Annotated in this window: 13 protein-coding genes; 10 read left to right on the top strand and 3 right to left on the bottom strand. The window is 64.7% G+C overall.

From position 1 onward, the window contains the following. Positions 1-9: 9 nt before the first annotated feature. From AC1Q5S_RS12335 to AC1Q5S_RS12320, 4 genes are read left to right on the top strand one after another with little or no spacing between them, the layout of a single operon-like run. Positions 10-120 carry a cytochrome oxidase small assembly protein gene (locus AC1Q5S_RS12335; RefSeq protein WP_208859679.1) on the top strand — a complete coding sequence of 37 codons (111 nt, stop codon included), beginning with the start codon at positions 10-12 and terminating at the stop codon, positions 118-120. Positions 121-130: 10 nt separating this feature from the next. Further along, on the top strand, positions 131-748 hold the full coding sequence (locus AC1Q5S_RS12330; protein ID WP_303835368.1) for a cytochrome c oxidase assembly protein: 618 nt from the start codon (positions 131-133) through the stop codon (positions 746-748). Then, the gene (locus tag AC1Q5S_RS12325) at positions 745-963 is read left to right on the top strand and encodes a DUF2970 domain-containing protein (RefSeq protein ID WP_303835370.1); all 219 of its coding nucleotides are present in this window, start codon (positions 745-747) and stop codon (positions 961-963) included. Before AC1Q5S_RS12330 ends, AC1Q5S_RS12325 begins: the two co-directional genes overlap by 4 nt. A gap of 54 nt (positions 964-1,017) precedes the next feature. Then, positions 1,018-1,899: a cytochrome c oxidase subunit 3 gene (locus tag AC1Q5S_RS12320; protein WP_422203643.1), complete on the top strand. Its 882-nt coding sequence runs from the start codon at positions 1,018-1,020 to the stop codon at positions 1,897-1,899. Positions 1,900-1,961: 62 nt separating this feature from the next. Here AC1Q5S_RS12320 and AC1Q5S_RS12315 read toward each other — a convergent pair whose 3' ends face one another. Continuing rightward, on the bottom strand, positions 1,962-2,183 hold the full coding sequence (locus AC1Q5S_RS12315) for a twin transmembrane helix small protein (protein WP_303835375.1): 222 nt from the start codon (positions 2,181-2,183) through the stop codon (positions 1,962-1,964). Positions 2,184-2,198: 15 nt separating this feature from the next. Here AC1Q5S_RS12315 and AC1Q5S_RS12310 point away from each other — a divergent pair, with 15 nt between their 5' ends. From AC1Q5S_RS12310 to AC1Q5S_RS12290, 5 genes are read left to right on the top strand one after another with little or no spacing between them, the layout of a single operon-like run. Then, positions 2,199-2,969 (top strand): SURF1 family protein, encoded by a 771-nt coding sequence (locus AC1Q5S_RS12310; RefSeq protein ID WP_422203645.1) that lies wholly within the window; start codon positions 2,199-2,201, stop codon positions 2,967-2,969. Then, positions 2,911-3,654 (top strand): redox-active disulfide-containing membrane protein, encoded by a 744-nt coding sequence (locus AC1Q5S_RS12305; protein WP_422203647.1) that lies wholly within the window; start codon positions 2,911-2,913, stop codon positions 3,652-3,654. The genes AC1Q5S_RS12310 and AC1Q5S_RS12305 overlap by 59 nt, the downstream gene beginning before the upstream one ends. Further along, on the top strand, positions 3,654-4,835 hold the full coding sequence (locus AC1Q5S_RS12300; RefSeq protein WP_422203649.1) for a COX15/CtaA family protein: 1,182 nt from the start codon (positions 3,654-3,656) through the stop codon (positions 4,833-4,835). Before AC1Q5S_RS12305 ends, AC1Q5S_RS12300 begins: the two co-directional genes overlap by 1 nt. Continuing rightward, positions 4,832-5,728, top strand: a complete 897-nt coding sequence (cyoE, locus tag AC1Q5S_RS12295) for a heme o synthase (RefSeq protein WP_422203651.1) — start codon at positions 4,832-4,834, stop codon at positions 5,726-5,728. Before AC1Q5S_RS12300 ends, cyoE begins: the two co-directional genes overlap by 4 nt. A gap of 53 nt (positions 5,729-5,781) precedes the next feature. Beyond that, positions 5,782-6,345 (top strand): SCO family protein, encoded by a 564-nt coding sequence (locus tag AC1Q5S_RS12290; RefSeq protein ID WP_422203653.1) that lies wholly within the window; start codon positions 5,782-5,784, stop codon positions 6,343-6,345. 43 nt (positions 6,346-6,388) lie between these two features. On the opposite strand, the gene AC1Q5S_RS12285 is transcribed toward AC1Q5S_RS12290, so the two are convergent. After that, positions 6,389-7,384: a Bug family tripartite tricarboxylate transporter substrate binding protein gene (locus tag AC1Q5S_RS12285; RefSeq protein ID WP_303835383.1), complete on the bottom strand. Its 996-nt coding sequence runs from the start codon at positions 7,382-7,384 to the stop codon at positions 6,389-6,391. Positions 7,385-7,502: 118 nt separating this feature from the next. Further along, on the bottom strand, positions 7,503-8,444 hold the full coding sequence (gene rpoH / locus AC1Q5S_RS12280; protein ID WP_303835385.1) for an RNA polymerase sigma factor RpoH: 942 nt from the start codon (positions 8,442-8,444) through the stop codon (positions 7,503-7,505). A gap of 219 nt (positions 8,445-8,663) precedes the next feature. On the opposite strand from rpoH, the gene cutA reads away from it, so the two are divergent. Continuing rightward, entirely contained in the window at positions 8,664-9,002 is a 339-nt protein-coding gene (gene cutA, locus AC1Q5S_RS12275; RefSeq protein WP_303835386.1) for a divalent-cation tolerance protein CutA, read from the top strand. The last annotated feature ends 2 nt before the right edge of the window (positions 9,003-9,004 follow it).

The following is a 9,004-nucleotide window of genomic DNA, read 5'->3' as shown; positions in this document are numbered from 1 at the left end:
GGCATGTCCATGACCCCCGAGCAAAAAAAGAGCAATCTGCGCATGGCGCTGATCCTGGCGTCCGTGGTTGCCGTCTTCTTCGTCGGGTTCATGGTCAAAGTCGTTCTGCTGTCCCGCTGAGCACCGCGCCATGAGTATTCACCGCGAAAACGCCAAGATGGTGGGCAAGCTGGCCGTGGTGGCGGCGGGCATGTTCGCCTTCGGCTACGCGCTGATTCCGATTTACAAGCACATCTGCGAGTTAACCGGCATCAACATCCTGTCGCTGTCCGAGCGGCAGGTACCGGGCAACGGCGTGGCTGGCAAGGACGTGAAGGTGCCCGCCAACACGCAGGTGGACACGAGTCGCACCATCACCGTGGAGTTCGACGCCAATGCACGCGGGCCTTGGGATTTCAAGCCGGCCCAGCGTTCGGTGAAAGTGCATCCCGGCGAGCTGACGACGGTGATGTACGAGTTCCAGAACGTGCAGAACCGCCGCATGGCCGCGCAGGCGATTCCCAGCTATGCGCCCCGGCAGGCGGCGGCGCACTTCAACAAGCTCGAGTGCTTCTGCTTCAACCAGTACATCCTGGAGCCGGGCGAGAAGAAGCAATGGCCTGTGGCTTTCGTGATCGATCCGCGGTTGTCCAAGGATGTGACGACCATCACGCTGTCCTATACCTTCTTCGAGGTGGGCGGAAAAACCCCGCAGGCACCCGAGTCCACGGCTGCTGTCTCCCTTCAATCCGTGCAGGAGGGTTCATGAGTTCCGTCCATCCCTCGGATTCCGGCGTGCGGCGCAAGGGTTCCCTGCTGCGCACGGTGCGCGCCGTGGCCTGGTCACTGATCGGTCTGCGCAAAGGCAGCGAATACCAGCAGGACCTGGAAAAGATCAACCCCCTGCACATCATCGTGGTGGGGTTGCTGGCGATCTTCCTGCTGGTGCTGTCGCTGATCGCGGTGGTGAACTGGGTGGTCTGAGCCATCGCCTGCCTGCCAACCCCATAACAAAGATTTTGAGATTCAGGAGCTGAAATGAGTGCATCAACCCACGGCACAACACCGTACTACTATGTGCCCGCAGAGTCGCGCCATCCCGTGATGGCGGCCGCAGGCCTGTTTTTTGTGATCCTGGGCGCAGCCCAGTGGATCAACGGCCACAACTGGGGCAAGTATTCCCTGGCCGCTGGCCTGGTCTGGTGGCTCTTTGTGCTCTACCAATGGTTCCGCGATGCCGCCCGTGAAAGCGAAGGCGGGCTCTACGGCCACAAGATCGACCTGTCGTACCGCTGGAGCATGAGCTGGTTCATCTTTTCGGAGGTGATGTTCTTCGGCGCCTTCTTCACGGCCCTGTGGTGGGCGCGTTCGCACTCGGTGCCGGCGCTGGGTAGCCTGGACAATGCCATGCTGTGGCCCGACTTCAAGGCGGTGTGGCCCAGCATTGCGGCCGGTGCCACGGCATCCCCTGCCGGCATCGTGGAGCCCTTCCAGACCGTGGGCCCTTTCTGGCTGCCCACGATCAACACGGCATTGCTGCTGAGTTCGGGCGTGACACTGACGATTGCCCACCATGCACTGCGTGAAAACCACCGCGGCAAGACCATTGCGTTCATGTGGGCCACCGTGCTGCTGGGCTTTGTCTTCCTGTGCGTGCAGGGTTATGAGTATTTCCACCTCTACACCGACCTGAACCTCAAGCTCAGTTCGGGCGTGTTCGGCTCCACGTTCTTCATGCTGACGGGCTTCCATGGTTTCCACGTGTTCCTGGGCATGCTGATGCTGCTGGTCATTACCTTGCGCCTGCAAAAGGGGCATTTCACGGCCGACAAGCATTTCGGCTTTGAGGGCGCAGCCTGGTACTGGCACTTTGTCGATGTGGTGTGGCTGGGCCTGTACGTCCTGGTGTACTGGATGTAGAGCGGCCCTGCAGAACCAAAAAAAGCGCCGCAAGGCGCTTTTTTGTTGAACGCAATGGTGTCTTACCGCGTGGTGGGCAGGCCCGTTGGCTGGATGTAGCCCAGTTGCCATGCGAGCAGGATGCAGATGAACAGAACGATCGAGAGTCCCACCCGAAATGCGAGGGCCTTGGCCATGTGGCTGCCCTTGGTCTTGTCGTTGCGTCCGTTACGCATCATGAAAAAAAGGGCAGAGGCCAGACTGGCGAGAATGGCAAGAAACGCCACAGCAACAAGATATTTCATGGAGCACATTATCCCGTGACACCCGTTCAACGTGCCTGGGGCCTGCGTTTCTGGCTGATCACCGTGGCTGCCGTGGCCGCCATCCTGGTGACCGCCGCATTGGGGCACTGGCAGCTGTCGCGCGCCGCGCAAAAGCAGGACCTGCAGTCGCTGCTGGACCAGCGGGCCGCCTTGCCCCCCATCGACAACCAGCAGTTGCGTGGTCATGTGGGCGGGGCGGAGGGCGCGCAGGACCTGGTCCATCGGGCGGTGCTGCTGCAGGGGCGCTGGGTACCGGAGGACACGGTGTACCTCGACAACCGGCAGATGCAGGGCCGTCCCGGTTTTTTTGTGCTGACACCGCTGCGGCTGGAGGGCAGCGATGCGGTGGTGCTGGTCCAGCGCGGCTGGGTGCCTCGCAACTTCCAGGACCGCCAGCTGCTGCCACCGGTTCAGACGGCGCAGGGCGTGGTGCAGCTGGCCGGGCGCATCGCACCGCCGCCATCCCGTCTGTACGAGTTCCAGGGTCCCGACAGTTCGCAGGGGTCTTCCCGCATCCGGCAAAATCTCGACCTCACCGCCTTTCGCACCGAGACAGGCCTTGCGCTGATGAATCTGTCGGTGCTGCAGACTGGCCCCGCCAGCGAGGGCCTGCAGCGGGACTGGCCCGTGATCGGTGCCGGCGTCGATAAACACTACGGTTACGCATTCCAATGGTTCGGGCTCAGCGGCCTGATTGCACTTCTCTATGTCTGGTTCCAATTCGTCCGACGCTTCCTTCGCCCGCGCTCCCGGCCTCTCGCCTGAGGCAGGAGGGGACCATCCCCTGGGCCTCACGGTGCACACGCTTCCCGAGGCGGGCAGCGCCGTGGCCCACGCCCAGAACACCCGCCACGGGCGCTGGAAGATGCTGGCGGTGCTGCTGGTCTGCGCCGCCCCGGTGATCGCCTCGTATTTCACGTACTACGTGGTGCGCCCTGAGGGCCGCCGCAATTACGGAGAACTGGTGCAGCCGCAACGCCCCTTGCCCGATCTGGCCACGGCCACGCTCGATGGCGCGCCCGGCCAGCTGCCGGCGCTCAAGGGCCAGTGGCTGCTGGTGAGCGTGGCAGGCGGGGCCTGCGATGCCCAGTGCCAGCAGCACCTGTATCTGCAGCGGCAACTGCGCGAAAGCGTGGGCAAGGAGAAAGACCGTGTGGACTGGGTCTGGCTGGTGACCGATGCCGCCCCCCTGCCGGCGGACCTTGCTGCGGCCCTGCAAAAAGCCACGGTGCTGCGGGTCGATGGCGGGGCGCTCGCCCAGTGGCTCGAACCCGCGGCGGGGCACGCGCTGGCCGAACACCTCTACCTCGTGGACCCCATGGGCAACTGGATGATGCGTTTTCCGGCAGGCATGGATGCGGCCGGGGCCGCCAAGGCCAAGCGCGACCTGGAGCGCCTGCTGCGCGCATCGTCCTCCTGGGATGAGGCCGGACGGCCGGGGCAACCCTGATGGGTTCCCAACCGCTCTACGACCTGGCGCCGCTGGTGCAGGTGATGCTGCTGGGCATCGTGATCGCGCTCGGACCCCTGGCATGGGTGGCCTGGCGCAACCGTGGCGGCGATCGGGGGCGCCGTCTGCAGGCCTTGACGGTGCTGACGCTGTTCCTGACCTTTGATCTGGTGCTGTTTGGTGCCTTCACCCGGCTCACCGACTCTGGCCTGGGCTGCCCCGACTGGCCGGGATGCTATGGCAGTGCCAGCCCGGTCGGCGCGCGGGCCGATATTGCGGCGGCGCAGCAGGCCATGCCCACCGGACCGGTGACGCACGGCAAGGCCTGGGTGGAAATGATCCACCGCTACCTCGCTACGGGCGTCGGGGTTTTGATCATCGTGCTCACCGTATCTGCCTGGGTGCAGTGGCGGCGGGCCAGGGCCGGTGGCGGTGTGCCGCAGCCCGTGATGAGCCCTTGGTGGCCCACCTTCACCCTGGCCTGGGTGTGCCTGCAGGGCGCGTTTGGTGCGCTCACGGTCACCATGAAGCTGTTTCCAGCCATCGTCACGCTGCATCTGGTCGGCGGCCTCGTGCTGCTGGCACTGCTGTGCGTGCAGGCGGTGCGCCACACGCAGGCGGCCAGGGGCGTGCAGCCCGCCATGCTGGCCACACCGCTGCGCGGTGGCGTGCTCGTCACCGGCATCCTGGTGGCGTTGCAGATCGTGCTGGGGGGCTGGGTCAGCACCAACTATGCAGTGCTGGCCTGCACGGCCTTTCCCACCTGCCAGGGCAGCTGGTGGCCGGTGATGGATTTCGTGCAGGGGTTCCAGATCTGGCGGCCGCTGGGGCTGCTGCAGGACGGTAGCCACATCAGCTTTGCCGGCCTCACGGCCATCCACTATGCGCACCGCCTGATGGCCTATGGAGTGCTGCTGGCGCTGGCCTGGCTGGCCTGGCGCCTGCACCGGGCCGCTGCGCTGCGCATGCAGGCGCGGTGGCTGGCGGGCCTGGCCCTGCTGCAGTTGGCCACGGGCCTGAGCAATGTGGTGCTGGGATGGCCTCTGCTGGCCGCCGTGCTGCACACGGGGGGCGCCGCTGCCCTGGTGGTGGTACTGACCTGGACGGCCGCGTCCAGCCGGACGGTCCGCACACCCCTTGAGTCTTTGGCACCCTCGTGTGCATCGAGAGTTTCCGCATGAGTATTGCCTCTACCCTTTCAGCGCCCTCGCGCTTTTCGCAGTTCTACGCGCTGACCAAGCCGCGCGTGGTGCAACTCATCGTGTTCTGCGCGCTGATCGGCATGGTGCTGGCCGTTCCGGGCCTGCCCACGCTGCAGCAGCTGGGGCAGATGGCGCTGGCCTGTGCCGGCGTGTGGCTGGTGGCGGGTGCTGCCGCGGCCTTCAACTGCATCGTCGAGCAGGGCATTGATGCCCGGATGAAGCGCACCTCCTGGCGGCCCACGGCCAAGGGCGAGCTGTCCAACACGCAGACCCTGCTGTTCTCGGCCTTGCTGTGTGGGGCCGGCTCGGCCTTGCTGTATTTCTGGGTCAATCCGCTGACCATGTGGCTTACCTTCGCCACTTTCGTGGGCTATGCGGTGGTGTACACGGTGATCCTCAAGCCGCTGACGCCGCAGAACATCGTGATCGGCGGCGCCTCGGGCGCCATGCCTCCCGTGCTGGGCTGGGCGGCCATGACGGGCGATGTGGGCCCCGAGGCGTTGATCCTGTTCCTCATCATCTTCCTGTGGACGCCGCCGCATTTCTGGGCGCTGGCCCTGTACCGGGTGGAGGACTACCGCAAGTCGGGCCTGCCGATGCTGCCAGTGACGCACGGCAACGAGTTCACGCGCCTGCAGGTGTTTCTGTACACGCTGATCCTCTTTGCGGGCTGCCTGATGCCCTTTATCTACGGCATGAGTCGGTGGATCTACCTGGTTGCGGCGGTGGCGCTGAGCCTGGGTTTTTGTGGATATGCTTTTGCGCTGTGGCGCAATTACTCGGACGCCCTGGCGCGCAAGACCTTTCGTTTTTCCCTCATCCACCTGAGCGTGCTGTTTGCCGCGCTGCTGGTGGACCACTATGCGCTGTGAACACCATGCACAAAAGAAATGCCCTTCAATTCATAGCTATCAGCGCTTTGTCCATGAGCGCTGGTGCCCTGTTGACCGCCTGTTCTGAAAAGAAGACAGAGTTTCGTGGGGTGGACATCACCGGGGCCGACTACGCACGCGATATTCCGCTCACCGACCACAACGGCCAAAAGCGCAGCCTGCAGGACTTCCGGGGCAAGGTGGTGGTGGTGTTCTTTGGTTACACCCAATGCCCCGACGTGTGCCCCACCTCCATGCAGGAGCTGGCCGAGGTCAAGCAGATGCTGGGCAAGGACGGCGACCGCCTGCAGGGCATCTTTGTCACCGTGGACCCCGCGCGCGACACACCCGAGGTGCTGAAGGCCTACATGGCCAACTTTGATCCCGGCTTCCTGGCATTGTCTGGCACGCCCGAGCAGACCGCCGCCGTGGCCAAGGACTTCAAGATCTACTTCAAGCAGGTCGATGGCAAGACCCCCACCAGCTACACCATGGACCATTCGGCTGGCAGCTACGTGTACGACACGGCAGGCCGCCTGCGCGTTTACAACCGCTACGGCAGCGGCGCGCAGGCGCTGGGTGCCGATGTGCGTGCCCTGCTGCAGGAAGCCGGGTAACGGGGGCCGGCGGGCCGTCCGCGCCAACCCCTTGTTCGGCGCCTTATTCGGCCTTGATGCCTTGGGATCTGATCACCGCGCCCAGCACGCGCGCATCGGTCTGGATGCGTTGGGCCAGACCTTCGGCGGTGGTGCCGGTCACCTGCCAGCCTTGCTGGAACAGCTTGGCACGCACGTCCGGGCTGCGGGCGATTTCGCTGAACAGCGCCGACAGGCGCGCCACCACCGGCCGGGGCAGAGACCGGGGGGCGGCCACCGCGTTCCAGATTTCGAGGTTGAAGTCCTTCACGCCTGCTTCGGCCAGGCTGGGATATTCAGGCACCAGCGTGCTGCGCCCGCTGGAGGTGATGCCAATCACGCGCAGCTTGCCCGCGCGGGCCTGCGCGGCCGCCATGGCCGGGGGCAGCAGGGCCAGCTGGATCTGGCCGCCGATAATGGCGTTGATGACCTGCGGGTTGCCCGGGTAGGGCACATGCACCGGCTGGACGCCGGCCTTGCCTTTGAGCAGTTCCATGCCGATGTGGGCCACCGTGCCCACGCCCGGAGTGCCATAGCTCCAGCGGTCGCCGCTGGCGCGTGCGGCCGCGAAAAACTCCTGCGCGGTGGCGCCCGGTGCGTTGGCCGGGGCGGCCAGGGCCAGCGGGGCCGTGGCAATCAGGCTGATCGGGACCAGGTCCTTGAGCGGGTCGTAGTGGATTTTGGGGTTGATCAGCTTGGCAATCGTCAGGTTGCCGTTGATCATGATGCCCAGGGTGTGATCATCCGTGGCCTTGGCCACGGCATCGGCGGCGATGTTGCCGCCAGCGCCCACCTTGTTTTCCACAATCACCGGCTGCCCCAGGGCCTTGGCCAGCGGCTCGGCCAGGGTACGCGCCACCAGATCGGGGGATGACCCGCCCGGAAAACCCACCACCAGCTTGACGGGTTTGCTGGGCCAGCCCGGTGTTGCCGGGGCCGCGGTGGATTGTGCAAAAGCGGGGCTGCAGGCCGCAGCAAGGGCCAGCGCCAGAGCAGCACGGCGCAGGTGGGATGGGGTCATCAAAAGATCCTCCGGTCATGGACAGGCGCACAGGCATTTGCTGGCACCCAAAAAAAAGCGCGCAACCGCAGTCGCGCGCTGAATTATCTCTGCGGTCCGGTCGGCGGACAGCCACCGTTCAGGCGTAATCGGCCAGCGCGGCTTTCATCTTCTTCATGGCGGCCACTTCGATCTGGCGGATGCGCTCGGCGCTCACGCCATACACGGCGGCCAGCTCGTGCAGCGTCATGCCACCCGAACCATCGTCGTTGACCTTGAGCCAGCGCTCTTCCACGATGCGGCGGCTGCGCTCGTCCAGGCCGGCCAAGGCGGCAGCAATGCCATCGGTGGCCAGCGCATCGCGCTGGCGCGACTCGATCATGGCCGTGGGCTCATGCGCGGCATCGGCCAGGTAGGCAATGGGGCCAAAGGCCTGCTCGCCATCGTCCGACGGTGCGGGGTCCAGCAGCACATCGCCACCCGACAGGCGGGTTTCCATCTCGATGACTTCTTCGCGCTTGACATTGAGCTGCGCCGCCACCGAGTCGATTTCGCGGTCCGACAGGGTATCGCGGTGCGTGCTGGCATCGGCTGCCGCCGCGTCGGCCTTGAAACCCTGCTTCATGGACCGCAGATTGAAGAACAGCTTGCGCTGCGCCTTGGTGGTGGCCACCTTCACCATGCGCCAGTTCTTCAGGATGTATTCGTGGATCTCGGCCTTGATCCAGTGCATGGCGTAGCTCACCAGGCGAACGCCCTGGTCGGGGTCGAAGCGCTTGACGGCCTTCATCAGGCCCACGTTGCCTTCCTGGATCAGATCGCCATGGGGCAGGCCGTAGCCGAGGTACTGGCGTGCAATCGACACCACCAGGCGCAGGTGCGACATCACCAGCCGACCAGCGGCGTCCACATCGTTGTGGTCGCGCAGCTGGCGGGCGTAAGCCTGCTCTTCTTCATGGGTGAGCAGGGGCAGGCGGTTGACGGCCGAGATGTAGGCATCCAGGTTGCCCAAGGGCGGCACCAGCGCCCATGGATTGGTGGGTGCCAAGGTCGTCGTTGCGGTTCCAGATGGCAGTGTCATTCCGGGAATCCTTTCCTCTAAGCCTTCATGTTAGCACTCTGTTGGAGGGAGTGCTAAGCCCGGAGTTCCCGTCCGGTTGTTCCAAAGTGCCTGGTTTTTGATATGTCCAATCAATTGACATTGAGCGCAATACCATAAAGCGTTGGTAGCTATGAATAGATGAGCATTTGAAGACCTGTTTACACTGCCCTTTGTTCCTTTTGCAGGCAGGAGAGTTCCATGGCGACAGGCGTTGATCCGGCGGATATCAGCATGGTCACCACCACGGTGGCCAGCGCGGCAGATGCGCGCCGGCTGGCGCAGGCCGTCATGCAGGCGCGGCTGGCGGCCTGTGTGCAGGTGCAGGCCATCACCTCGCACTACCACTGGCAGGGTGCCCTGCAGGAAGCATCGGAGTGGCGGCTGGACTGCAAGACCATGCCGCGCGCCACCGCCGCATTGCTGGCGCTGCTGCAGGCGCTGCACCCCTATTCGCTGCCGCAGTTGGTGGTGCAGGCGCTGCAGGCCACGCCGGCCTATGTGCGCTGGGTGGATGGCGAGGTGGCCACCGGGGCGTAACG

The organism is Acidovorax sp. GW835-FHT14B10 (genome assembly GCF_058793725.1).
The sequence above is the reverse complement of the archived record's forward strand: the minus strand, read 5'-3'. Positions and strand labels throughout refer to the sequence as shown.